This is a genomic window from Rhodoferax sp. SPJ4 (assembly GCF_058216275.1).
The window spans coordinates 365946-390168 of the sequence record NZ_JBYZMN010000002.1; the positions used below are offsets into that span (position 1 = coordinate 365946).

Annotated in this window: 23 protein-coding genes; 10 read left to right on the forward strand and 13 right to left on the reverse strand. The window is 66.2% G+C overall.

Going from position 1 to position 24223, the window contains the following annotated elements; all coding sequences use genetic code 11:
* The first annotated feature begins 50 nt into the window (after positions 1-50).
* Positions 51-1244 (forward strand): efflux RND transporter periplasmic adaptor subunit, encoded by a 1194-nt coding sequence (locus tag AC4BAR_RS09175; protein WP_490627549.1) that lies wholly within the window; start codon positions 51-53, stop codon positions 1242-1244.
* Positions 1245-1258: 14 nt separating this feature from the next.
* Positions 1259-4363, forward strand: coding sequence for an efflux RND transporter permease subunit (locus tag AC4BAR_RS09180; protein ID WP_490627550.1), 3105 nt, complete (start codon positions 1259-1261; stop codon positions 4361-4363).
* Between the two features lie 94 nt (positions 4364-4457).
* On the opposite strand, the gene moeA is transcribed toward AC4BAR_RS09180, so the two are convergent.
* The 3 genes from moeA to moaA all read right to left on the reverse strand — a co-directional run bounded on the left by moeA (position 4458) and on the right by moaA (position 7730).
* Entirely contained in the window at positions 4458-5774 is a 1317-nt protein-coding gene (gene moeA, locus AC4BAR_RS09185; protein ID WP_490627551.1) for a molybdopterin molybdotransferase MoeA, read from the reverse strand.
* A 63-nt stretch (positions 5775-5837) separates the two neighbouring features.
* Positions 5838-6449, reverse strand: coding sequence for a molybdenum cofactor guanylyltransferase MobA (gene mobA, locus AC4BAR_RS09190; protein WP_490627552.1), 612 nt, complete (start codon positions 6447-6449; stop codon positions 5838-5840).
* A 120-nt stretch (positions 6450-6569) separates the two neighbouring features.
* On the reverse strand, positions 6570-7730 hold the full coding sequence (gene moaA / locus AC4BAR_RS09195) for a GTP 3',8-cyclase MoaA (RefSeq protein WP_490627553.1): 1161 nt from the start codon (positions 7728-7730) through the stop codon (positions 6570-6572).
* 205 nt (positions 7731-7935) lie between these two features.
* Here moaA and AC4BAR_RS09200 point away from each other — a divergent pair, with 205 nt between their 5' ends.
* Genes AC4BAR_RS09200 through AC4BAR_RS09210 form a run of 3 tightly spaced genes read left to right on the forward strand, consistent with a single transcriptional unit; the run spans position 7936 to position 9685 of the window.
* Positions 7936-8472, forward strand: coding sequence for a cytochrome b (locus tag AC4BAR_RS09200; protein WP_490627554.1), 537 nt, complete (start codon positions 7936-7938; stop codon positions 8470-8472).
* Between the two features lie 55 nt (positions 8473-8527).
* On the forward strand, positions 8528-9085 hold the full coding sequence (locus AC4BAR_RS09205; protein WP_490627555.1) for a YceI family protein: 558 nt from the start codon (positions 8528-8530) through the stop codon (positions 9083-9085).
* 36 nt (positions 9086-9121) lie between these two features.
* Positions 9122-9685, forward strand: coding sequence for a YceI family protein (locus tag AC4BAR_RS09210; RefSeq protein ID WP_490627556.1), 564 nt, complete (start codon positions 9122-9124; stop codon positions 9683-9685).
* A gap of 67 nt (positions 9686-9752) precedes the next feature.
* Here AC4BAR_RS09210 and AC4BAR_RS09215 read toward each other — a convergent pair whose 3' ends face one another.
* Positions 9753-10571, reverse strand: a complete 819-nt coding sequence (locus AC4BAR_RS09215) for a metal-dependent hydrolase (protein ID WP_490627557.1) — start codon at positions 10569-10571, stop codon at positions 9753-9755.
* 114 nt (positions 10572-10685) lie between these two features.
* Between AC4BAR_RS09215 and AC4BAR_RS09220 the strand changes: the two genes are divergently transcribed.
* Positions 10686-11324: a TetR/AcrR family transcriptional regulator gene (locus tag AC4BAR_RS09220; protein ID WP_490627558.1), complete on the forward strand. Its 639-nt coding sequence runs from the start codon at positions 10686-10688 to the stop codon at positions 11322-11324.
* A 78-nt stretch (positions 11325-11402) separates the two neighbouring features.
* Here the strand turns inward: AC4BAR_RS09220 and AC4BAR_RS09225 are convergent, their stop codons facing one another.
* On the reverse strand, positions 11403-13565 hold the full coding sequence (locus AC4BAR_RS09225; RefSeq protein WP_490627559.1) for a sodium-translocating pyrophosphatase: 2163 nt from the start codon (positions 13563-13565) through the stop codon (positions 11403-11405).
* 221 nt (positions 13566-13786) lie between these two features.
* On the opposite strand from AC4BAR_RS09225, the gene ppa reads away from it, so the two are divergent.
* Positions 13787-14326, forward strand: a complete 540-nt coding sequence (gene ppa, locus AC4BAR_RS09230; RefSeq protein ID WP_490627560.1) for an inorganic diphosphatase — start codon at positions 13787-13789, stop codon at positions 14324-14326.
* A 92-nt stretch (positions 14327-14418) separates the two neighbouring features.
* Here the strand turns inward: ppa and AC4BAR_RS09235 are convergent, their stop codons facing one another.
* Both AC4BAR_RS09235 and AC4BAR_RS09240 read right to left on the reverse strand, forming a co-directional pair.
* Positions 14419-15234, reverse strand: coding sequence for an esterase/lipase family protein (locus AC4BAR_RS09235; protein WP_490627561.1), 816 nt, complete (start codon positions 15232-15234; stop codon positions 14419-14421).
* Between the two features lie 154 nt (positions 15235-15388).
* Positions 15389-16594, reverse strand: a complete 1206-nt coding sequence (locus AC4BAR_RS09240) for a GNAT family N-acetyltransferase (RefSeq protein WP_490627562.1) — start codon at positions 16592-16594, stop codon at positions 15389-15391.
* Between the two features lie 72 nt (positions 16595-16666).
* Here AC4BAR_RS09240 and AC4BAR_RS09245 point away from each other — a divergent pair, with 72 nt between their 5' ends.
* Positions 16667-18331 carry an NAD+ synthase gene (locus AC4BAR_RS09245; RefSeq protein WP_490627563.1) on the forward strand — a complete coding sequence of 555 codons (1665 nt, stop codon included), beginning with the start codon at positions 16667-16669 and terminating at the stop codon, positions 18329-18331.
* A gap of 26 nt (positions 18332-18357) precedes the next feature.
* Positions 18358-18696: a P-II family nitrogen regulator gene (locus AC4BAR_RS09250; RefSeq protein WP_490627564.1), complete on the forward strand. Its 339-nt coding sequence runs from the start codon at positions 18358-18360 to the stop codon at positions 18694-18696.
* 32 nt (positions 18697-18728) lie between these two features.
* Here AC4BAR_RS09250 and AC4BAR_RS09255 read toward each other — a convergent pair whose 3' ends face one another.
* From AC4BAR_RS09255 to AC4BAR_RS09280, 6 genes are all read right to left on the reverse strand, one after another.
* Positions 18729-19313, reverse strand: coding sequence for an LOG family protein (locus AC4BAR_RS09255; protein ID WP_490627565.1), 585 nt, complete (start codon positions 19311-19313; stop codon positions 18729-18731).
* Positions 19310-19714: a diacylglycerol kinase gene (locus tag AC4BAR_RS09260; RefSeq protein ID WP_490627566.1), complete on the reverse strand. Its 405-nt coding sequence runs from the start codon at positions 19712-19714 to the stop codon at positions 19310-19312. Before AC4BAR_RS09260 ends, AC4BAR_RS09255 begins: the two co-directional genes overlap by 4 nt.
* Positions 19711-20238 carry an RDD family protein gene (locus tag AC4BAR_RS09265; protein ID WP_490627567.1) on the reverse strand — a complete coding sequence of 176 codons (528 nt, stop codon included), beginning with the start codon at positions 20236-20238 and terminating at the stop codon, positions 19711-19713. The genes AC4BAR_RS09260 and AC4BAR_RS09265 overlap by 4 nt, the downstream gene beginning before the upstream one ends.
* A gap of 67 nt (positions 20239-20305) precedes the next feature.
* Entirely contained in the window at positions 20306-20950 is a 645-nt protein-coding gene (locus AC4BAR_RS09270) for a DUF3106 domain-containing protein (RefSeq protein WP_490627568.1), read from the reverse strand.
* An 84-nt stretch (positions 20951-21034) separates the two neighbouring features.
* Positions 21035-21487: a DUF3619 family protein gene (locus AC4BAR_RS09275; protein ID WP_490627569.1), complete on the reverse strand. Its 453-nt coding sequence runs from the start codon at positions 21485-21487 to the stop codon at positions 21035-21037.
* A complete protein-coding gene (locus AC4BAR_RS09280) occupies positions 21484-22050 on the reverse strand; it encodes an RNA polymerase sigma factor (protein WP_490627570.1) in 567 nt (188 codons plus the stop codon). The genes AC4BAR_RS09275 and AC4BAR_RS09280 overlap by 4 nt, the downstream gene beginning before the upstream one ends.
* 296 nt (positions 22051-22346) lie before the next feature.
* On the opposite strand from AC4BAR_RS09280, the gene AC4BAR_RS09285 reads away from it, so the two are divergent.
* Positions 22347-24122 carry an acetolactate synthase 3 catalytic subunit gene (locus tag AC4BAR_RS09285; RefSeq protein WP_490627571.1) on the forward strand — a complete coding sequence of 592 codons (1776 nt, stop codon included), beginning with the start codon at positions 22347-22349 and terminating at the stop codon, positions 24120-24122.
* Positions 24123-24223: the final 101 nt, after the last annotated feature.

Here is a 24223-nt window from a genome sequence, read left to right on the forward strand (position 1 = left end):
ACGGTGGCCCTCAGGCCACACACAACATTTCGGGGACAACGCGTCGGCACATGGCAGCAAAGGCATTTCATGCGGTGGTGGCCGTGGTCGGCATGGCCGTGGCCTCGGGGCTGGGCTGGTGGTGGCAGTCGCGCGCCCAGGGCCCGCAGGAGTTTGGGGGTGGGGCGCCGGCGTCTGCCGCTTCGGCGCCGCGTGTGTACGGCATCGAGGTGGCCCCGGTCGAGGCGCTGCGCCAGCAAGACGATGCCCAGGCCGTGGGCACGCTGCGCTCGCGCCAGGGCGTGGTGCTGCGGCCCGAGGTGGCCGGGCGGGTGCTGCGGCTGGGCTTTGCCGACGGCGCCCGGGTGCAGCGCGGCCAGACCCTGGTGCAGCTGGACGACAGCCTGCAACGGGCCGAGTTGAGCCAGGCCCAGGCCCAGCTGTCGATTGCCCGGGCCAACCACCAGCGCAACCAGGATCTGGTGGCGCAGAACTTCGTCGCCCAGCGGGTGCTGGACGAGAGCGCGGCCAACCTGCAGGTGGCCCAGGCCCAGCTGGCGCTGGCCCAGGCCCGGCTGGCGCGCATGGCCATCGTCGCGCCGTTCGACGGCACGGTGGGCATACGCACGGTCAACGTCGGCGACTTCGTGCGCGACGGCGCCGACCTGGTGAACCTGGAAGACACCGCCACCATGTACGTGGACTTCCGCCTGCCCGAGCGTTTCCAAAGCCGGCTGCGGCGCGGCCAGACGGTGGACCTGCAGATCGACGCTTTTCCCGGCCGGCGCTTTGCCGCCCGCATCGAGGCCATCGACCCCTTGCTGGACGCCAATGGCCGCTCGGTGGCCCTGCGCGCCACGCTGCCCAACAGCGCCGGCAGCCCCCAGCCCGGTGCGGTGGCGGTGGAGGCCGCGCCGCTGCGGCCCGGCATGTTTGCCCGCGCCACCGTGGTGTTTGCGGTGAATGAGCGGGCGCTGGTGGTGCCGGAAGAGGCCTTGCTGCCCCAGGGCGGCCGGCAGTTTGTGGTCAAGGCCGTGCCGGCCGCGGACGGCCAGGGCCTGGTGTCGCTGCGCCAGGAGGTCAGGCTGGGCCTGCGGCGCGACGGCAAGGTGGAGATCACCGAGGGCGTGGCGCTGGGCGACACGGTGGTGGTGGCCGGCCAGCAGCGGCTGCAGACCGACGGCCTGCCGCTGAAGCGGGTGGCCCCGGCCGCCGGGGCGGCGAGTGCGCCCGCCAGCGCCGCGGCCGCGTCGCCCACCCGCTGAACCCCAGGCCCGCGATGCAGCTGCCTGAAATCGCCATCCGCCGGCCGGTGTTCGCCACCGTGTTGTCGCTGCTGATTTTGCTGATCGGCTGGGTGGCCTACAGCGGCCTGCCGGTGCGCGAGTACCCGAAGATTGACGAGCCGGTGGTGACGGTGGAAACCCGCTTTGCCGGGGCCTCCAGCGAGGTCATGGAGGCCCAGGTGGCCAAGGTGCTGGAGGACTCGCTGGCCGGCATCGAGGGGGTGGACGTGATCACCTCCGTCAGCCGCCAGGAGCAAAGCCAGATTTCCATCCGCTTTGCCTTGAGCCGCAACGCCGATTCGGCCGCTGCCGACGTGCGCGACAAGGTGTCGCGGGTGCGGCAAAAGCTGCCGCAGGGCATCGACGAGCCGGTGATCGCCAAGGTCGAGGCCGACGCTTCTCCGGTGATCTGGCTGGCCCTGAGTTCCGACACCCACTCGGCGCTGCAGCTCACCGATTTCGCCAACCGCCTGGTCAAGCCGGTGCTGCAGACCGCGCCGGGCGCGGCCGATGTGCGGGTGTTTGGCGAGCGCAAGTTCGCCATGCGCATCCTGCTCGACACCGACCGGCTGGCCGCCTACCGCCTGACCACGCAGGACGTGGAAGACGCCTTGCGGCGCAGCAACCTGGAGGTGCCGGCCGGTCGCATCGAGAGCCGCTTGCGCGAGTTCAACGTGACCGCCGCCACCGACCTGCAGACCCCACAGCAGTTCGGCCAGGTGGTGGTGCGCAGCGTCAACGGCCAGCCGGTGCGCATCGCCGACGTGGCCACGGTGGCCCAGGGCCCGCTGGAGGAGCGCACCAGCGTGCGCCTGAACCGCCGCGACGCCATCGCACTGGGCGTGATCCGCCAGGCGGTGGCCAACCCGCTGGAGTTGTCGGCCGGGGTGCGCAGGCTGATGGCGCGCATCCAGCAGGACCTGCCGGCCGGTGTGCAGGTCGAGGTGGCCAACGACAATTCGGTGTTCATCGACCGCTCGATCAAGGCGGTCTACCAGACCATCCTGGAGGCGGTGGTGCTGGTGGCGCTGGTGATCTTTGTCTTTCTGCGCACGGTGCGGGCTTCCATCATCCCGCTGGTGACGATTCCGGTGAGCCTGATTGGCGCCTTTGCGCTGATGGCGCTGGCCGGCTTTTCCATCAACACCTTGACGCTGCTGGCGCTGGTGCTGGCCATTGGCCTGGTGGTGGACGACGCCATCGTGGTGCTGGAGAACATCTACCGCCACATCGAGGACGGCATGGCGCCGTTCGAGGCGGCCATCACCGGTGCCAGAGAAGTGGGTTTTGCGGTGGTGGCGATGACGCTGACGCTGGCCGCGGTGTACGCACCGCTGGCCTTTGCACCGGGCCGCACCGGCCGCTTGTTCACGGAGTTCGCGCTGGCGCTGGCCGGCGCGGTGGTGGTGTCGGGCTTCATCGCGCTGACGCTGTCGCCGATGATGTGCTCCAAGCTGCTGAAGCACAACGCCAGCCCGTCGTGGTTCGACCGCTGGATGGATGGGCGGCTGAATGCGTTGACGCGGGGCTACGCCGCGCTGCTGGACTGGACGCTGGCGCGCCGTGCGCTGGTGGTGGCGGTGATGCTGGGCAGTGGCGCACTGACGGCCGGGCTGCTGCTGACCACCGCCAGCGAGCTGGCACCGCTGGAAGACCGGGGCGTGATTCTGAACGTGATCAACAGCCCCGACGGCGCCACGCTGGGCTACACCGACCGCTACACCGCGCTGATCGAGCAGATCGGCGCCGACTACCCCGAGTTCGACCGCCTCTTTGCGGTGGTGGGCAACCCCACCGTGGCCCAGGGCAGCGTGTTCTACCGGGCCCGGCCCTGGGAGGAGCGCCGGCGCAGCACGCTGGCGTTGGCGCGTGACATCACGCCCCGGCTCTCGGCGCTGCCGGGCGTGGCGGCCTACCCCATCACGCCGCCGTCGCTGGGCCAGGGTTTTCGCGAGCGGCCGCTGAACTTCGTCATCGTCACCTCCGAGGGCTATGACAAGCTGGCCGAGGTGGTGCGCGCCTTCCAGGCCGAGATGGCCAAGAACCCGGGCATCGTGCAGACCGACACCGACCTGCGGCGCAACAAGCCCGAGATCAGCCTGTCGGTGGACCGCGAGCGCGCCGCCGACCTGGGCGTGAGTGTGGAGGCGGTGGCCAGGGCGGTAGAAACTGCTCTCGGCGGCCGGCTGGTGACCCGCTACAAGCGCGACGGCGAGCAGTACGACGTGGTGGTGAAAACCGCCGACAGCCAACGCGAATCCCCGGCCGCGATCGAGAAGATTTTTGTCCGTGGCCAGAAAAATGGCAGCGAAACCATGGTGCCGCTGTCGGCGCTGGTGACGGTGCGCGAGGTGGTGGTGCCACGCGAACTCAACCACTTTGGCCAGCGCCGCTCGGCCACCATCACCGCCAACCTGGCCCCCGGCTACGCGCTGGGCGAGGCCCTGGCCTTCATGGACGCCACCGCCAAAAAGCTGCTCAAGCCTGGCTACGCCACCGATTTGAACGGCACCAGCCGCGAGTTCCGCAATGCCTCGGGTTCACTGACCGTGGTGTTCGTGCTGGCGCTGCTGTTCATCTTTCTGGTGCTGGCGGCGCAGTTCGAGAGCTTTGTCGACCCCTTTGTGATTCTGCTCAGTGTGCCGCTGTCGTTGGCCGGCGCCTTGCTGGCGCTCAAATTCACCGGTGGCACGCTCAACGTGTTCAGCCAGATCGGCCTGATCACGCTGGTGGGGCTGATCACCAAACACGGCATCCTGATCGTCGAATTTGCCAACCAGCTGCGCGAAGGCGGCATGGGCCTGCAGGCGGCCATCCGTCGGTCAGCGGCCCAGCGGCTGCGCCCCATTTTGATGACCACCGGCGCCATGGTGCTCGGCGCCCTGCCACTGGCCCTGGCCAGCGGTGCCGGCGCCGAGAGCCGCCAGCAGATCGGCTGGGTGATTGTGGGCGGCATGAGCCTGGGCACGCTGCTGACCATCTTTGTCGTCCCCACCATGTACACCCTGCTGGCGCGCCGCCATGCGCCGGGGGCGATCAAGGGTGGGGGAGACGGGGCACACGCTGCTGAACCAGTCGAGGCCGCTCCCGCGAAGTAGGTCAGAGGCCCGTTTTTCCGCCGGGCCGCCCCAAGGAAAAATGCGGCCCCCTCGGGGGGCAGCGACCCACACGCAGTGGGGGAGCGTGGGGGCTCTAAATCACCCCATCGAACATCATCACATCCACCTCGTCTCCCACTGCCACATTGCCCTGGCCGTGGTGCAGCACGATCAGGCCATTGGCCTGCACCATGGAGCTGAGCACGCCCGAGCCCTGGTTGCCGGTGGTGCAGACCTGAAGGCTGCCATCGGCGGCGGTGCTCACCGTGCCACGCTGGTATTCGGTGCGGCCCGGCTTCTTGCGCAAGGGCTCCAGGCTGCGGGCGCGCAGCAGCGGCAACGGGGCGGCCTGGCGGCCCATCATGCGCAGCAGGGCCGGGCGCACAAAGGCCAGAAAGGTGACCATCACCGCCACCGGGTTGCCCGGCAGGCCGAACAGGATAGCGCTGTCGGGTGTCTGGCCGGAGGTTGTGGCTGGTGCGTGTTTGGCGATGCGGCCCACCGCCATCGGCCGGCCCGGCCGCATCGCGATGCGCCAGAAGGCCACGCCCCCGGCATCGCCGGCCAGCTGTTTCATCATGGCCTTGGTGTGGTCGGCCTCGCCGACGCTGACCCCACCGCTGGTGATGATGGCGTCGGCCTCGGTGGCGGCGCGCCGGAAGGTGGCCTCCAGCAGGGCCGGCTGGTCGCCCACCACACCGAGGTCGATCACCTCCACGCCCAGCCGGCTCAGCAGGCCGAACACGGTGTAACGGTTGCTGTCGTAGACCGCGCCTTCACGGGGCGGCTCACCCAGGCTGAGGATTTCGTCACCGGTGGAGAAATAAGCCACCCGCAGCCGGCGGAACACCGTGAGCTCAGACAAGCCCAGGCTGGCCACCAGGCCCAGCGCGGCCGGGGTCATCAGGTCACCTTGCCGCAGGGCGGCGCTGCCTTGCCGGATGTCTTCGCCACACAGGCGGCGGTTGTCGCCGGGGCGCACCGTGTGGGGCCGCACCGTCACCTGGGTGCCCGAGGGCACGGCCAGCTCCAGTGGTACCACGGTGTCCAGGCCGGCCGGCATGATGGCGCCGGTCATGACCTTCACACACTGGCCAGCGCTGGCCTGGCCGGCCCAGGCCTTGCCGGCGAAGGCGGTGCCGGCCAGTTGCAGCACCAGCGCTTCCCCGTCCACCAGTTCGGCGCCGTTGAAGGCGTAGCCGTCCATCGCCGAGTTGTCGTGTGGTGGCACGTTCAGCGGCGAGACCACATCGCGCGCCACCACCCGGCCCAGCGCCTCAAAGATGCCCACCGTCTCGGTGTCGGTGACAGGCGCCACCAGCTGGCTCAGAAAGTCGTTGACGGCGTCGGCGCTCAAGGCCTGCGGGTCGTAGCCCTGCAGCTCAGCCGCGATCTGCTCAATGGATTTCATGACCGAGATTGTCTCTGCTTTGGGCGTCCACAGACAGTGCCGGCCCGGTGGCCTGGCCCGGGCTCAGGCCTGTTCCAGCCGGTGCAGTTCGGCCAGGGTGTTGGCGTTGAAGAAGGCCTGCGGCGCGTCGCCGGGCCCATCAAAAGGCACCAGCACCTGGCGGTGCTGGCCGGTCCAGGTGTCGATCTTGCGACCGCCGCCCTGGGTGAAACGCACCAGGCTTTCCAGCAGATCAACCCGCAGCAGGCAGAACACCGGCTGTGCGCGCAGCTGGCCGTCTTCTTCGCGGGCCGCCACCATGGCAATCTCGGCCTGCTCGCGCTCAGCGGCCGCGGCCAGCCGGGCCACCAGGTCGGCGGGAAACAGCGGGCTGTCGCAGGGCACGGTGGCCAGCCAGGGGGTTTCGCAACGCTCCAGCGCGGTCAGAAAGCCAGCCAAGGGGCCGGCGTAGTCGCCCAGGCTGTCGGGCCAGACCGGCGCACCAAAGGATTCGTAGGCGGCGAGGTTGCGGTTGGCATTGACCAGGCAATGGCCGACCTGCGACTGCAGCCGCAGCAAGGCATTCAGCGCCAACGGCATGCCGTTGAAATTCTGCAGGCCCTTGTCGACCCCGCCCATGCGGGAGCCCCGGCCGCCGGCCAGCACAACGCCGGTGATGTTTTGGGGATCAATCATTGTGTTCAGGGACCAAGTCTGTGGGTGTGGACCGGTTTCGCCGCCGGGCCGCCCCAAGGCGAAACGCGGCCCCCTCGGGGGGCAGGGCGCTACACGCAGTGAGCAACCGTGGGGGCGCCCTTATCCGCCGATGTAACTCATCTCCACCCGCCGCCCGCCACCGCCGGCGTCCGGCGGCAGGCTGGCGCGCAGCTCGGAATAGCGGTCGCCACGGCCCTGCCAGATGTGGCCAATGGCCGAGGCCAGCAGCGCGTCTTGGGCGGCCACATCGCCTTCGCCGCGCACCAGGCTGCGCAGGTCGTAGCCCTGGCTGGCGAACAGGCACAGAAAGAGCTTGCCCTCGGTGGACAGCCGGGCCCGGCTGCAGTCGCTGCAGAAGGCCTGGGTCACGCTGCTGATGACGCCGATCTCGCCCAGGCTGGGGTCAGATTGGCCGCTGGCGTCGGCATAGCCCCAGCGCTCGGCGGTTTCGCCGGTGGCACTGGGGTCGAGCTGCACCAGCGGCAGCTCGCGGTGGATGTGCTGCACCACCTCGGCCGAGGGCATCACCTCGTCCATGCGCCAGCCGTTGGTGGCGCCGACATCCATGTACTCGATGAAGCGCAGCACGATGCCGGTGCCGCGGAAATGCCGGGCCATGGGCAGGATTTCGTGCTCGTTGGTGCCGCGCTTGACCACCATGTTGACCTTGATCGGGCCCAGGCCGGCCTCTTGGGCGGCGGCGATGCCCTTGAGCACGTCCTGCACCGGGAAGTCGACGTCGTTCATCTGGCGGAACACCGCGTCGTCCAGGCCGTCGAGGCTGACGGTGACACGGTTCAGACCGGCGGCCCGCAAGGCCTTGGCCTTGCGGGCCAGCAGCGAGCCGTTGGTGGTGAGGGTCAGGTCGAGTGGCTCGCCGTCGACGGTGCGCAGGGCGGCCAGCTGTTCGATCAGCACCTCGAGGTTTTTGCGCAGCAGCGGCTCGCCACCGGTCAGGCGCAGCTTGCGCACGCCATGGGCCACAAACACCTTGGCAACCCGGGTGATTTCTTCAAACGACAGCAGCGCGCTGTGGGGCAGGTAGGGGTAGTCCTTGTCGAACACCTCTTTGGGCATGCAGTAGCTGCAGCGGAAATTGCAGCGGTCGGTGACGCTGATTCGCAGGTCGGTCAGCGGGCGGCCCAGGGTGTCGGACAACAGCCCGCTCGGCGCGATGCGGCGGGCGGGGTCGAAGGCCGCCGCCGGGGTGGTGAAGCCGGCGATGCGCTGGTCGACGAGGGGAATGACACGTTCTGACATGGGCCACATTGTCGCCGGTCCGCGGCCGGCCTGTCAGTGGTGCTTACACCGACCGGTGGGTCAAGGCGCGGCAATAAGGCACAAATCCATGCACAAAGCCCGCACGACGGCAGGGGGGTGATGAAGCACACTACGATGGCAGTATTTCAAAATCTTCGGCTGTCACCGCCATCCTCCGCGCTGGCCTGGCGGCCGACTCTGTTGCATGTCCCGTTCCCTGCCTTCCCATCGCTACACCCGTGTGGCCATGCTGTTCCATTGGATGCTGGCCCTGGCCATCGTGGTGAGTTTTGCGGTGGGCCTGCAGATGGTGGACATGAAGATGTCGGTGCTGCGGCTGCAGTTGTTCAACTGGCACAAATGGGCCGGCATCTGCATCCTGACGCTGTCGGCGCTGCGTTTGTTGTGGCGGCTGAGCCACCGCCCGCCGGCCGACGTGCCGATGCCGGTTTGGCAGCGCCGCGTGGCCCACGCCACCCATGCGCTGTTGTATGTGCTGTTTTTTGCCACACCGCTGATGGGCTGGGCCTACAGCTCGGCCGCCGGTTTCCCGGTGGTGTTGTTCGGTGTGCTGCCGCTGCCGGATTGGGTGACCCCGGGCAAGGAGCTCGCCGCCGCGCTCAAGCCCTGGCATGGCGGGCTGGCCAAGGCCATGGCGGTGCTGGTTCTGGTGCATGTGGCCAGCGCGCTGAAGCACCAGTTCATCGACCGCGACGGCCTTATGCGCCGGATGTGGTCCTGATGGGGAACCTGTGGCGCTGGCGCCGCTCCATCTCTGTTTGATTGTGAGGATTGCGATGAAGAAACCCTGGATGGTGCTGGCCGGCCTGCTGCTGGCGGCCGGTGTTCACGCCCAGCAAAAGCTGCTGCCCACCCAAAGCGAGATTGTCTTTGTCAGCAAACAGATGGGTGTGCCGGTGGAAGGGCGCTTCACCCGGTTCGACGCGCAGATCACCTTTGATCCCAAGAAGCCCGAGGCCGGCAAGGCGACCTTCAGCATCGACCTGGCGAGTGCCAGCCTGGGCTCGGTGGAGACCGAAACCGAGCTCAAGCAGCCCGGCTGGTTCAACAGCGCCAAGGTGCCGCAGGCCAGCTTCGCATCGACCGGTATGAAGGCGCTGGGTGGCGGCAAGTTCGAGATCGCCGGCAAACTCACCATCAAAGGCATTGCCAAGGACGTGGTGGTTCCGGCCACGCTGGTGCAGGCCGGCGCCAACACCACCGCGACTGGCAGTTTCACCATCAAGCGCAACGATTTCAAGATTGGCGAAGGCGAGTGGAACGACGTATCCATCGTGGCCAACGAGGTCAGCGTGCGTTTCAAGCTGGTGCTGACCGGCGTGGCCGCCCTCTGATCGCCCCCTTGCCCCCACCCACTGGAGACTTTCCCGATGACACATTCCCTGATCGCACTGGCCGGTCTGGCGCTGGCTTTTGCGGCCCAGGCGGCCCCTGGCACCTACAGCGTGGAGCCGACCCACACCTTTGTGACCTTTGAGGTCATGCACCAAGGCACCTCCACCAGCCGGGGCCGCTTCGACAAAAAAGAAGGCAGCATCACGCTCGACAAAACCGCCAAGACCGGCACGGTGGACATCACGCTGGACACCGCGTCGATCAACACCGGAACGGCGCCGTTCGACGGCGTTCTGAAACGGCAGTTTTTCAAATCGGAGCAGTTCCCCACGGCACGCTTCGTGGGCGACAAATTCACCTTCTCCGGTGACAAGGTGACCAGCGTCGAAGGCCAGCTGACGCTGCTGGGGCAAACCCGCCCGGTCATGCTCAAGGCCAGCCATTTCAACTGCGCCGAGAACAGCTACATCAAGCGCGAGGTCTGTGGCGGCGATTTCGAGGCCACCATCGCCCGCAGCCAATGGGGCATGGGCCATGGCCTGCCCGGCATCCCGGACAACGTCAGGCTGCTGATCCAGGTGGAAGCCATCAAAGACTGAAGTCCACGCACCCCAAAAAGCCGCTGTTCAGCGGCTTTTTGGGGGGCTTTGACGGGCTGGCGAAGTTTCAGGTGCCCACGCGGGCGTACTGGTTCTGGTTGTCGCGCAGCCAGTGCTCGGACAAGGTGTTGTCCTGCTGCTCGGGGTGGAAGTCGGCGCGGAAGTACGCGGTCCAGGGCTTGTAGGCCTGGCGAATCAGACCGCGTTGGCCGAACAAATAGCTGGCCGCACTCTTCCAGGTGCGCCATCGCCACAGCGTGCCGTCTTGCCGCAGGTTGCTGACCACCTGGCGCAACAGGTCGGTGAGGAAGAAAAAGGTGACGCGGCGGAACCAGCTCAGGCGCCATGCCTCGCCGCCGCCGAGGGCGCGGTAGATGTCGAAGGCGGTGGTTTTGTGTTCCGATTCTTCGGCGCTGTGCCACAGCCACATGGTTTTCAGCCGGGGCTCGCAGTCACCCATGCGGTCGTGGTTGGCCAGCATCCACTCGGCCAGGATGGCGGTGAAATGCTCGTTGGCGGCGGTCACGGCCAGGCGGTGGCGAACATCGCCACCGTCGAAGATTTTCATTTTTCTCTCGATGCGTGGCGCCCAGTGGTTGACCAGGCCTTGCTTTTCCAAATGGCCGTTGAACAGGCTGTGGATGCGGCGGTGGGTGGCCTCCTGGCCGATGAAGCCCTGGACTTCGGCCTTATACTTTTGCTGTCGCTCGGGTGACATGGCTTTCAGGCCGTCGCGCACCGAGTCGATGAAGAATTGCTCACCCACCGGAAAACTCATGGACAGCGCATTGAACAGCGCGGTCCGGAAGGCGTCGCCGCCACACCAGTGGCGTTGGAATGGCGTTTCCAGGTCAACCAGCAGTCGGCGGACGACAAGTTCAGTCATTTGTGAAACTCCCGATGAGCTGGTACCTTGTTGTACCGAGGTGAGTGTTATTTGATGCGATGAATTTGGTACCGTCAAGTACCGATTGGATCTTTTCTGGACTGTCTGACCCGCATGGCCGCCGATTCTGCCAACGCTCTTGCCGATGCCGCTCCCGAGGTGGGTCACCGCCTGTCCGCCGAGACCTACCGCAATCGGCTGCTCGACGGCCTGGCCCGCAGCCTGGCCAGCAAGGGCTACGCCGACACCACGGTGGCCGACATCGTGCGTGAGGCCGGGGTGTCCAAACGCACCTTCTACGAACATTTCCTGACCAAGAGCGATTGCCTGATTGCGCTGTACAACGCGACCAGTGGCGGCGCGCTCAAGGTGCTCAAGGGCGCGGTCGACCCCACCCGCGACTGGGCCACCCAGGTGGACCATGCGCTGCAGGCCTACCTGGGTTGCTTGGCCAGCAACCCGCAGTTGCTGCGCACGTTGTTCATCGAGATTCTCCACTCCGGCGCCGAGGGCCTGGCCGCCCGGCGCAAGACCAACGACGACCTGGCGGACTTTGTGGTTGAGGTGGTGGGTGAGGGCGGGCGGCAGCCAGCAGCCGATCCGGCCCTGACCGCCAGCCTGGCGATGGCGGTGGTGGGCGGCATCCACGAACTGGTGCTGCACGCGATCGAAAACAACCGCACCGAGTCGCTGACCGCGCTGGTGGGGCCGGCCGCCACGCTGGTGCGCTCGGTGTTGTCACCGCTGCGCTGAAACTGCCGCCCCGCCATGGAAAAAGCCCGCCGAAGCGGGCTTTTTTGTGGCTGGCCCGCGCTGCGGGCCAAGGGCGGCTTATTTGGCGGCGCCGGCTTCCACCTTGGGTGCGGCCATGGCGGCGTCGGCCGGTGCCGAGACGGCCGCCGGGGCGGCCATGGCGGCCTTGGGCGCCTCGCCCGAGTGGAACTTGACCATCAAGGGCACGATCAGCAGGGCCACGATGTTGATGATCTTGATCAGCGGGTTGATGGCCGGGCCGGCGGTGTCCTTGTAGGGGTCACCCACGGTGTCGCCGGTCACGGCGGCCTTGTGGGCCTCCGAGCCTTTGCCGCCGTGGTGGCCGTCTTCGATGTACTTCTTGGCGTTGTCCCAGGCACCGCCGCCGGTGCACATGGAGATGGCCACGAAGAGGCCGGTCACGATGGTGCCCATCAGCAAACCACCCAGGGCCTTGGGGCCCAGCAGCAAGCCCACCAGAATGGGTACCACCACCGGCAGCAGCGACGGGATCACCATTTCCTTGATGGCGGCGGTGGTCAGCATGTCGACCGCAGCGCTGTAGTCGGGCTTGCGCTTGTTGGCCATGATCTCGCCGTCTGCGAACTGGCGTCGCACTTCCACCACCACCGAGCCGGCGGCGCGGCCCACGGCCTCCATCGCCATGGCGCCGAACAGGTAGGGGATCAGGCCACCGATGAACAGGCCCACGATGACCATGGGGTCGCTCAGGTCGAAGGTGATGGCGCGGCCATAGCTTTCCAGCTTGTGGGTGTAGTCGGCAAACAGCACCAGCGCGGCCAGGCCGGCGGAGCCGATGGCATAGCCCTTGGTGACGGCCTTGGTGGTGTTGCCCACCGCGTCCAGCGGGTCGGTGATGTCACGCACGCTGGCCGGCAGCTCCGACATTTCGGCGATGCCGCCGGCGTTGTCGGTGATGGGGCCGTAGGCGTCCAGCGCCACCACGATGCCGGCCATGCTCAGCATGGAGGTGGCCGCGATCGCGATGCCGTACAGGCCGGCCAGTTGGTAAGCCGTCAGGATGGCGATACAGACAAAAATCACCGGCCAGGCGGTGGAACGCATGGACACGCCCAGACCGGCAATGATGTTGGTGCCATGGCCGGTGGTCGAGGCTTGCGCGATGTGCTGCACCGGCTTGTACTGGGTGCCGGTGTAGAACTCGGTGATCCAGACCAGCGCGCCGGTCAGGATCAGGCCCACCGCACAGGTGCCGAACAGCTTCATCTGGCTGCCGGTGGCCGAAATCGCGTTGTCGGGCATCAGCCAGAAGGTGACGAAATAAAACGCCACCAGCGACAACACGCCGGCAATCGCCAGGCCCTTGTACAGCGCCGGCATCACGTTCTTCATGCCGGGCGAGGCCTTTACGAAGAAGCAGCCGATGATGGAGGCCACGATGGACACGCCGCCCAGGGCCAGCGGGTACAGCACCGCATTGACCGGGGCCGCGGCCACCAGCAGGGCGCCCAGCACCATGGTGGCGATCAGCGTCACCGCATAGGTTTCGAACAGGTCGGCCGCCATGCCGGCGCAGTCACCGACGTTGTCACCGACGTTGTCGGCGATCACCGCCGGGTTGCGCGGGTCGTCCTCGGGAATGCCGGCTTCGACCTTGCCCACCAGGTCGGCGCCCACGTCAGCGCCCTTGGTGAAAATGCCGCCGCCCAGCCGGGCGAAGATGGAAATCAGCGACGAGCCAAAGGCAAAGCCGATCAGCGGGTTGAGCAGCGTGGCCAGGCTTTTGTCCGGCGTCAGGTTGCCGTTGCCGACCAGGAACCAGTAGAAACCGGCCACGCCCAGCAGGCCCAAACCCACCACCAGCATGCCGGTGATGGCGCCGCCGCGGAAGGCCACGTCCAGCGCCGGGCCAATGCCCTTGGTGGCGGCCTGGGCGGTGCGCACGTTGGCGCGCACCGAGACGTTCATGCCGATGAAGCCGCAAGCCCCCGACAGCACCGCGCCCACCACGAAGCCAATGGCCGTTTTGCCGTCCAGGAACAGGCCTATGAGAACAGCCAGCACCACGCCGACGATGGCGATGGTTTTGTACTGTCGCGCCAGGTAAGCGGCGGCACCGGCCTGAATGGCGGCTGCAATTTCCTGCATCCGCGCATTGCCCGCATCCTGAGAAAGAATCCATCCACGGGCCCATACACCGTAGCCAACCGCTACCAGCCCGCAGACAAGCGCCAATATCAGCGCTGAATTGCCAACCATGATGAATCTCCTATGTCGTTTTTGCTTGGAGGACACACAACGCAAGGCGGTGTATCCGCTGCGTTGCTTCCTCGTCGCTCCGACTGTCGATGGAGACGATTGGCCAACCGCCGGAATGTACCGTGAAAAATCGCACGTCCGATGGGGTCGCAAGCCAGACGAAAGTAAAATAAGGGTTAATCCCGACCGTTCCCGTCCACCTCACACGACAAAGCATCACCATGTCTCTCGACAAAGTTTCCCCCGGCAAAAACATCCCTGAATCCTTCAACGTCGTCATCGAGATCCCGATGAACGCCGATCCGGTGAAGTACGAGGTGGACAAGGAGTCGGGCGCGATTTTTGTCGACCGCTTCATGAGCACCTCGATGCACTACCCCACCAACTACGGTTATGTGCCCAAGACGCTGAGCGGCGACGGCGACCCGGTGGACGTGCTGGTCATCACCCCGGTGCCGCTGATCCCCGGCGTGGTGGTCACCTGCCGCCCCATCGGCATCCTGATGATGGAAGACGAGGCTGGCGTCGACGGCAAGGTGCTGGCCGTGCCCATCGACAAGAAGTGCTCGCTCTACACCCAGTGGCAAAAGCCGGAAGACATGAACCCGCTGCGCCTGCGCACCATCTCGCATTTTTTCGAGCACTACAAAGACCTCGAAGAAGGCAAGTGGGTCAAGATCCTGGGCTGGGAAGGTGTGGATGCCGCCAAGAAGGAAATCACCGACGGCGTGGCCGCCTACAACAAGGCCAACGGCGTCTGAGCATCGGCGCACGTGGGGCAACGCCCCACCACCCAAAAAAAAGCCTGCCTGGGAATGTCCCAGGCAGGCTTTTTTCATGCCGAGGGCCCGCGTCAGCGCGTCGGGTCGGGAAAGATCAGGCCGTGCAGGCCGCGTTTGCGCTCGAAGGGCTGCCAGGCGCCGGGCCGCTGGGCCAGCCGGTCGGCCACCACCCACCAGGTGCTGGGGTTCAGGCCAATGCCGCAGTGGCTGGCCAGCACCTCGACGTTCTCGGTGTGGGGGTTGACGGGGCAGGGGTGCTGCTGGCTGCCTTGCCAGGCCACGACACCGTCTGTGCGGGAGAACACCGAAGTGGTGGGCACCGGCGGGGCGGCGGGCAGGTCGCGGTGCTCGATCTCGCGGTGGCTGTCGCGGCCGCTGGTCAGCTCATACAGCCGCCAGGCGTTGGTGCTGCGCGGCGAGCCGGAAAACGGCGTGCCCAGCGTGATCACGCCACGCACCATCTCGGGATGCAGTTTGGCCAACTCACGGGCATAGATGCCACCCAGGCTCCAGCCGATCAGGCTGACCTTGTCGCCGCTGAGGTCGCAGGCCTGGTGCAATTGCCGGGTGGCGCTTTCCAGCACGCCGGGCCGCGGTCCGAAGTTGAAGCCCTGGTCCCAGCCCCGGGTCTGGTAGCCCAGCGAATCCAGGTAGCGGCGCAGTGGCAGCGTGGTGCCGTCGTTGGCCGACAAGCCGGGGAACACGATCACGGTGTGGCCATCGCCCGCGGGGGCGCGCTGCAGTAGCGGCCAGCTCGGCAGCACCGCACCGAACTCCCAGAACGCGCGGAATTCCAGCGCCAGCAGCAGCGGCCCGGGCGCAGGCACATCGGCCAGCCCGGGATGCGGGGCAGAGGGGGGCGGTGTTTTGGCTTGGGAGCGGGGCATGGTGGCGGTTGCCAGACTTATCGGCCTGGTCAACGTGTGGTTGAACTCAAACCCAATTGGACAACAAGCCCAAGCGGCAAAAGCCCGTTTTTTAGAGTGCCACCCCTTCAATCCTGTCCCTCCCGGGACGCGGGTTTGTCCGGGGTCTGGCCGCTCAGGCTGCGGGCTTGGCCTGGCGGAACGGGCTGCGGCGCTCCAGGTCGTCCAGGTAGTGCTGTATGCCTTCGCCCTCGCGCGCCAGGAAGCGGTCCACCGCGTCGGCAAAGGCCGGGTGGGCCAGCCAATGGGCCGAGGTGGTGCGCACCGGCAGCAGCGCGCGGGCCATCTTGTGTTCGCCCTGGGCGCCGCCCTCAAAACGCCGGTAGCCGTGCGCGATGCACCAGGCCAGCGGCTGGTAGTAGCAGGCCTCAAAGTGCAGGCAGTCGACCCGCTCCAGCGCACCCCAGTAGCGGCCCCAGGCCACGCCATCGGTGTCCGACACCGCGATCAAGCTGGACGCGATGGCGCGGCCATCGCGTTCCGCCACAAACAGCAGCCAGTGCTCGGGCAAGTGGTCGGCCATGCGTTGGAAGAAGTCGCGGCTCAGGTAGGGCGGGTTGCCATGCTCAAGGTAGGTGCGTTCGTAGCAGCGGTAGAAAAAATCCCAGTCGCGGGCCTCGATGTCACTGCCCCGGGCCCAGCGGAAGCGCACACCGGCCTCGGCCACCTTGCGCCGCTCCTGGCGGATCTTCTTGCGCTTGTCCTGGGCCAGCGTGGCGAGGAAGTCGTCGAAGCTGGCGTAACCTGGGGTGATGGTTTCGCCGCCGGGCCGCCCCAAGGCGAAACGCGCCCCCTCGGGGGGCAGCGAGGACACGCCAGTGCCGAGCGTGGGGGCCATGTTTGTCCAGTGAAACTGAACGGTGTGGCGCTGCATGAGACCCGCACTTTTCGTTGCCAGCACGTCGTCGTCGCTGCCAAACAACAGGTGCAGCGACGACAGCTTCTGCTGCCCGCACCAGGCGACCAGGGCTTGCACCAGCGCAGCGCGGGCCTCTGCGTCCACCGCCAGCAACCGCGACCCGGGCACCGGGGTGAAGGGCACGGCCACCACGCCCTTGGGGTAGTAGGCCAGGCGGTGCTGCTCGTAGGCGTTGGCCCAGGCCCAGTCGAACACGTACTCGCCGTAGGAATGGTCTTTCAGGTAGAGCGCGCAGGCGGCCTGCAGCACCTCGCCCCGCCACAGCGTGACAAACGCCGGCGTCCAGCCGGTCGCCGGGGTGGCGCTGCCGCTGGCGTGCAGCGCGGCCAGGTACTGGTGGCGCATGAAGGGCGTGGGTTCGGCCTGGCCGGCAAGCAGGGCGTTCCATGCGTCGGCTGGCACGCCATCGGGGTGGTCCGAGACCCGGATGACATAATCAATTGCATCGTTTTCCACTGACCCCAGTCCCCGTTCATGACGCTCAAAATTTGCGTGGCCCAGCTTAACTTCTGCGTGGGCGACCTCACGGGCAATGCGCAAAAAATCATCGCAGCGGCCCGAACCGCCCACGCCCAAGGCGCCCAGCTGCTGCTGACGCCCGAGCTGTCGATCTGCGGCTACGCGGCCGAAGACCTGTTTCTGCGCCCGGCCTTCATTGCCGCCTGTGATGATGCCGTGAAAACCGTGGCCCTGGCCTTGGCCGACCTGAAAGGCCTGACGGTGGTGGTGGGACATCCCACCGGCCATGACCAGCGCACCCGCTCGGTGGCGGTGCCGCGGCGCTTCAATGCCGCCAGCGTGTTGCGCGAGGGTGAGGTGATCGGCGTTTATGCCAAACGCGAGCTGCCCAACTACCAGGTGTTCGACGAGCGGCGCTATTTCACACCGGGCGACGGCGTCTGTGTGTTCGAGGTGGGCGGTGTGCAGGTGGGCCTGCTGATCTGCGAAGACGCCTGGTTCGAGGCGCCGGCCTGGCTGGCCAAGGAGGCCGGGGCCGAGCTGCTGGCGGTCATCAACGCCTCGCCCTTCCATGTGGGCAAGGGCGACGAGCGCGAAAACACCATGCGCGAGCGGGCCCTGGCCTGTGGCCTGCCGCTGGTCTATGCCCATTTGGTGGGTGGCCAGGACGAGGTGGTGTTCGAGGGACATTCTTTTGCGCTGAATGCCGACGGTGCGCTGGCGGGCCGTGCACCCAGCTTTGCCGAGGCCTTGTTCGAGGTCTTTGTGGAACCGGTGGCCAACGGGCTGAACCTGGTGGCCGAGATGGCCCCGGAGCGCAGCCAGGACGCGGATTTGTGGGACGCGCTGGTGCTGGGCGTGCGCGACTACGTGGACAAGAACGGCTTTCCCGGCGTGCTGCTGGGCCTGTCGGGCGGCATCGACTCGGCGCTGGTGCTGGCCGTGGCGGTGGACGCGCTGGGCCGGGACCGCGTGCGCACGGTGATGATGCCCTCGCCCTACACCGCCGACATCAGCTGGATCGACGCCCGCGAGATGGCGGGCCGGCTGGGGGTGCGCTACGACGAGATTTCCATCGTGCCGGAATTCGAGGCCTTCAAAGCCTCGCTGGCGGGCGAGTTTGCCGGCCTGGCCGAGGACACGACCGAGGAGAACATCCAGGCCCGCATCCGCGGCACGCTGCTGATGGCCTTGTCCAACAAGTTCGGCAGCATCGTGCTGACCACCGGCAACAAGAGCGAGATGGCCACCGGCTACTGCACGTTGTACGGCGACATGGCGGGCGGCTTTGCCGTCATCAAGGACCTGGCCAAGACCACGGTGTTCCGGCTGGCCCGCTGGCGCAATGCCCACGATCCCTGTGGGACGGGCGCCGCACCCATTCCCGAGCGCATCATCACTCGCCCGCCCAGCGCCGAGCTGCGGCCCGACCAGACCGACCAGGACAGCCTGCCGCCCTACGAGGTGCTGGACGCCATCCTGGAGCGCTTCATGGAAAACGACCAGGGTCTGGACGAGATCGTCGCCGCCGGCTTTGAGCGGGCGGTGGTGGAGCGGGTGACCCGGCTGATCCGCATCAACGAGTACAAACGGCGCCAGGCACCGATTGGGATTCGCGTGACGCACCGGAGCTTCGGCAAGGATTGGCGTTATCCTATTACCAATAAATTCCGCGCTTGAGACGCCCCCTTTCTGGAAACCATCGCATGAAACAGATCACCGCCATCATCAAACCCTTCAAGCTGGAAGAAGTGCGCGAAGCACTGGCGGATTGCGGCGTGACCGGCCTGACGGTGACCGAGGTCAAGGGCTTTGGCCGGCAAAAGGGCCACACCGAGCTGTACCGCGGTGCCGAGTACGTGGTCGACTTCCTGCCCAAGGTCAAGGTCGAGGTGGTGGTGAAAGACGAGGACGTCGAGCGCTGTGTGGAAGCCATCATCCGCGCCGCCCGCACCGGCAAGATCGGTGACGGCAAGATTTTCATCACCAGCGTCGAACGGGTGATTCGCATCCGCACTGGCGAGCAGGACGAAACCGCCGTTTAAGCCTGCCACCCCCGCGGGGGCGGTGCCCCGGCTCAAAGTCCGGTGAGCTGGGGTGCGGCGGCCATGTGGGCAGCCTGCAGCAAGTCGGTCAGCAACTCGGCCGCCGAATCCCCCGAGCGGATCAAATCCATCTGCCAGCTGCCCATGAAATCCTGGGCCACCGTGCGGCCCAGAAAGTCCAGCAGGCCGTCGTAATAGCCCCCGGTGTTGAGCAGGCCGATGGGTTTGTCGTGGTAGCCCAGCTGGCGCCATGTCCAGGCCTCGAAAAACTCTTCCAGCGTGCCAATGCCGCCGGCCAGCGCCAGAAACACGTCGGCTTTTTCGGCCATCAGCCGCTTGCGTTCGTGCATGGTGTCCACCACCAGCAGCTCCGAGCAGCCCTGGTGGCCCCATTCACGCTGGACCATGGCACTGGGAATGATGCCGGTGACATGGGCACCCGCTTGCAGCGCGGCGTCGGCCACCACACCCATCAGGCCCATGCGGCCACCGCCATAAACCAATTCGCCGCCGTTCTCCCCCACCCAGCGGCCCACCTGCTGGGCGGCCTCGGCAAACTGCGGGTCGACGCCATCGCGCGAGCCGCAATACACACAGACGGTGAATTTGGTCCTCACGGCAGCAACCGGGTGAACAGCGCGGCCAGCCAGATGGCACTGCACAACAACAGGCTCAGCAGCACCGCCGCGCTGCCCATGTCCTTGGCACGCTTGGACAGATCGTGCCATTCGGGGCCAATCCGGTCGATGGCGGTTTCTATGCCGGTGTTGAGCAACTCCACCACCATCACCGCGACCACCGAGCCGGCCAGCAACGCCACCTCCACCCAACTGCGGCCCAGCCAGAAGGCCAGCGGCACCATGACCAGCGCCACCGACGCTTCCTGGCGGAAGGCGGTTTCGCCCCAGCCCGCCTTCAGGCCGGCGATGGAGTAGCCGGTGGCGTGGCGGATGCGGTCCAAACCGGTGCGGCTTTTCTGGGGGTTGGCGTCCCAGCCGGTGCCGTTCGGGGGCGTCATCGGCTCAAAGGCAAAGAGGTGACCAGCCGGGTGCCGGCCAGGGCGTCATGCCAGAACTGGCGCTGTGGCTGGAAACGGCTCAGCAGCCCATACACCGCCACCCAGCCCAGCACCAGCACCGCCGATTCGCCCGCAGACAGGGCAAACGGGGCGAGGGCCGCCAATGGCGGCAGAAACCACAGCCAGCTCAGCAGGTAGCGCAGCAGTGCCCGGGGCTGGCTCAGCGGTGCGCCGGCGGTGGTGACGACGCGGATGTTCCAGGTTTTCATGGCCAGGGTCTGGCCTTTGGCCCAGAACCAGGTGAAGTAGATGCCAAAAATGATGAACAGAAAGCCCTGCAGCGCATGGCGATTGTCGAGCGCGTTGCGTGTCTGGCTCAGGGCGCCGAAGAGGTAGCCGGCGACAAACACCACGCCGAACATCAGCATGCCTTCGTACAGCCAGCAGGCCATGCGGCGGCGCAGAGGGGGGGTGTCCAGGCCGGTGGCCGGCACGGCAGTCAATGGGGAGGGGGTGGCAAGCATGGGGCCCCGATTCTACGTGGCGCCCCGTGGGCTTCTCGGCCGGGGCGGGGTTGCCCCGGCGGCCCGCTCAAGGTTGTTTTGCTTCCGACGTGGCCGGCAGTTTGGGCAGCAGGGTGTGGCGGTTGATTTTGGGTGCAGAAGCCGAACTCAGCACATGCGGCCCCTGCGCGGGCGTGGCCAAGGCGGCACCACTGCCGGTCGTACGGCCCGCCGGGAGGGTGGCCAAACGGTTGTGCGGCACGGGTTTGACCGCAGGCGCCGCCCCGGTGGGCGCCTTGGCCGCACCCTTGGCCAGCGCCATTTTTTCTTCCCTGCTCAGGGCCTGGTAGGCCAGCCAGCGCTCTTCTTTTTGCTCTGGGGTGAGTTCTTTGGTTTCGGCAAAGTTCAGCCGGGCCCGGATGCGCTGCTGGGCGCTCAACTCGGTCCATTCGGTCATCCGCTCCTGCATTTTGATCTGCTCGGTGGGCGACAGTTTGGGGTAGTTCTTGGCCATGGCCAGCCATTTGCGTTTGCGCGGGTCGTCCAGGCTGTCCCAGGTCAAGGACAGCGGGGCCAACGCGACTTGCTGCTGCTGGCTCAGGTCTTTCCACAGCGGGCCGGAGGCCACCACCGCCTGGCCGCGACCGGCCACGGCGCGGGCTTCGGTGGTTTTTTTTGCCGGGGCTTCGGTTTGGGCCACGGCCACGAAGGTGCCCGTGACGGAGCTGGCCACCAGGGCCAGCACAGACAGCCGCCGACACCAAGTTTGCGATGAACGGATCGCCGGGGTCAACACCAATGGCCCTGTGCCTGCCGCTTATTCGGCCGAATTGGACTGAGGGGCTTCGGCGCCAACGCGCAGAAACTGCAGAAAACCGGGGTCGGTGTAGGCCGACGGCGGCAGGTTGTCGGTCAGGATGGCGACATCGACCTCGGCCACTTCACTGGCACGGTTGTCGTCCTGCACCATGTTGATCGCCACCAGGCCCACGGCCAGTGCAATCAGGGGCAGGGCCGAGGCCAGCTTGCTCCACAGGTTCCAGCCTTCGTCACCAAAACCGAGCACGGCAGCGCCGCCGGACGACAACATCACCGGCGCCGTCTTGGCGACGGCCAGCTTGCGTTTGCCCATGGCTTGCATGCGGGCCGCCCGCAGACGCTCGGAAATGTCATAGGGCAACTCGTTGGCGCTGGCAGACAACTGCGCCGCCAGCTTGACACCGAAGCGGTTTTGAAGAATCTCAACCTTGTGTTGAAGCGTGTAAGTCATAGTCGAATCCCTTTGGCTTTCAGCGCCTGACTGAGAGCGTGAACCGCACGCGAACAATGGGTTTTGACGCTGCCTTCCGAACACCCCATGGCAGAGGCTGTCTCGGCAACGTCCATTTCCTCCCAGTAACGCATGAGAAAGGCTTCCCGTTGACGGCCAGGCAATTTCTCGATCGCTCCCTCGATCTCTCGCAAGATCTGAGCCCGTTGCAAGGTGTTTTCGGCACTTTCGGAGGCGTTGGTGTCGTCCAGCACCTCCAAAGTTTCCAAAAGGTCGAAATCGCCGTCTTCGCCAGCCGACTCGAAGTCACTCAGGTTGGAGAACAGCGCATTGCGGGTTTTGCGGCGTCGGAACCAGTCCAGCACGCAGTTCGACAGGATGCGCTGGAACAGCATGGGCAGTTCGGCCAGTGGCCGGTCGCCATAGTGCTCGGCCAGTTTCATCATGCTGTCCTGCACGATGTCCAGCGCGGCTTCCTCGTCTCTGACGTTGTAAAGCGCCCGCTTGAAGGCCCGCTTTTCAACGCTTTTCAGGAATTCTGAGAGTTCTCGTTCGGTGGCCAAGAGAGCAGAGGTGTCGGTGGGACCGCAGGGTCGGGGTGGGCGCAGGGCGGGGCCGTCGCGCCAAGGCCCTGTTCAGCCCGCGATTATGGCATTTTGGCCTCCAGGCCGCCCCAAAACGGGCGCAGCCCCGGCTTGGTGCGATAATGCTGGCCTCAAATCAAACGGCAAACGGGTCACCGCCCGGCAGCGCTTCAGTGCTGCCCATGGCTTGTGGCCTCAAGTTTCGATGCGTCCCCACAAGGGTTTGCAGAGAAGCACCCAAGGTTTTTCGTCAGAGAAATTCACAAAGGTTCATCATGGAAATGTCCAAAGCTGAAATCGCGTCCGCTGCGGCGGCGTCTGGCCAAGCCGCTCCCGAGCTGCGCGGTGCCGAAATCCTCATCAAGGCCTTGCAGGCCGAGAACGTCAAGTACATCTGGGGCTACCCCGGTGGTGCGGTGTTGCACATCTACGACGCGTTCTACAAGCAGGACACCATCCAGCACGTGCTGGTGCGCCACGAGCAGGCCGCAGTGCACGCGGCCGACGGCTATGCCCGCGCCACCGGCGATGTGGGCGTGGCGCTGGTGACCTCCGGCCCCGGCGTGACCAATGCCATCACCGGCATCGCCACCGCCTACATGGACAGCATTCCCATGGTGATCATCACCGGGCAGGTGCCGACCCACGCGATCGGCCTGGACGCGTTCCAGGAATGCGACACCGTGGGCATCACCCGGCCCATCGTCAAGCACAACTTCCTGGTGAAGGATGTGCGCGACATGGCCGAGACGATGAAAAAGGCCTTCCACATTGCCCGCACCGGCCGGCCCGGCCCGGTGGTGGTGGACATCCCCAAGGATGTGTCCTTCAACAAGACGCCTTACACCGGCTACCCCGAAAGCGTGGAAATGCGCTCCTACAGCCCGGTGCGCAAGGGCCATGGCGGCCAGATCCGCAAGGCGCTGCAGCTGCTGATGAACGCCAAGCGGCCCTACATCTACACCGGCGGCGGCGTGCTGCTGAGCAATGCCTCGGCCGAGCTGCGCACGCTGGTGGACATGCTGGGCTACCCCTGCACCAACACGCTGATGGGCCTGGGCGCCTACCCGGCCTCGGACCGCAAGTTCCTGGGCATGCTGGGCATGCATGGCACGGTGGAAGCCAACAACGCGATGCAGAACTGCGACGTGCTGCTGGCGGTGGGCGCGCGTTTTGACGATCGCGTGATCGGCAACCCCAAGCACTTCGCCCAGAACGACCGCAAGATCATCCACATCGACATCGACCCGTCGAGCATTTCCAAGCGGGTCAAGGTCGACATCCCCATCGTTGGCGACGTCAAGGACGTGCTGACCGAGCTGATCAGCATGATCAAGGAATCGGGCCTGAAGCCGGATGCCGACGCGCTGGGCGGCTGGTGGGACACCATCGAAGGCTGGCGCAAGCGCGACTGCCTGAAGTACGACCGCCACAACAAGGAAGTCATCAAGCCACAGTACGTCGTCGAGACGCTGTGGAACATGACCAAGGACGCCGACACCTACATCACCTCCGACGTGGGCCAGCACCAGATGTGGGCCGCGCAGTACTACCGCTTCGACGAGCCGCGCCGCTGGATCAATTCCGGTGGCCTGGGCACCATGGGTGTGGGCATTCCCTATGCCATGGGCATCAAACTGGCCAAGCCCGACAGCGAGGTGTTCTGCGTCACCGGTGAAGGCTCGGTGCAGATGTGCATCCAGGAGCTGTCCACCTGTTTGCAGTACAACACCCCGATCAAGGTGGTGGCGCTGAACAACCGCTATCTGGGCATGGTGCGCCAGTGGCAGGAACTCGACTACGAGGGCCGCTACAGCCACAGCTACATGGACGCGCTGCCCAACTTCGTCAAGCTGGCCGAGGCCTATGGCCATGTGGGCATGCTGATCGAGCGCCCACAGGACGTGGAGCCGGCGCTGCGCGAGGCCCGCAAGCTCAAGGACCGCACCGTGTTCATGGACTTCCGCACCGACCCCACCGAGAACGTGTTCCCCATGGTCAAGGCCGGCAAGGGCATCACCGAGATGCTGCTGGGCTCCGAAGACCTCTAACACCCCAGGACAAGGTTCGTTCCGAACCTTGTTGTCAAAACTTAATTTGGACGAATCTATTGTCCGCCAAGCCCTGCACTTACCGGCGCAGGGGGAGGGCG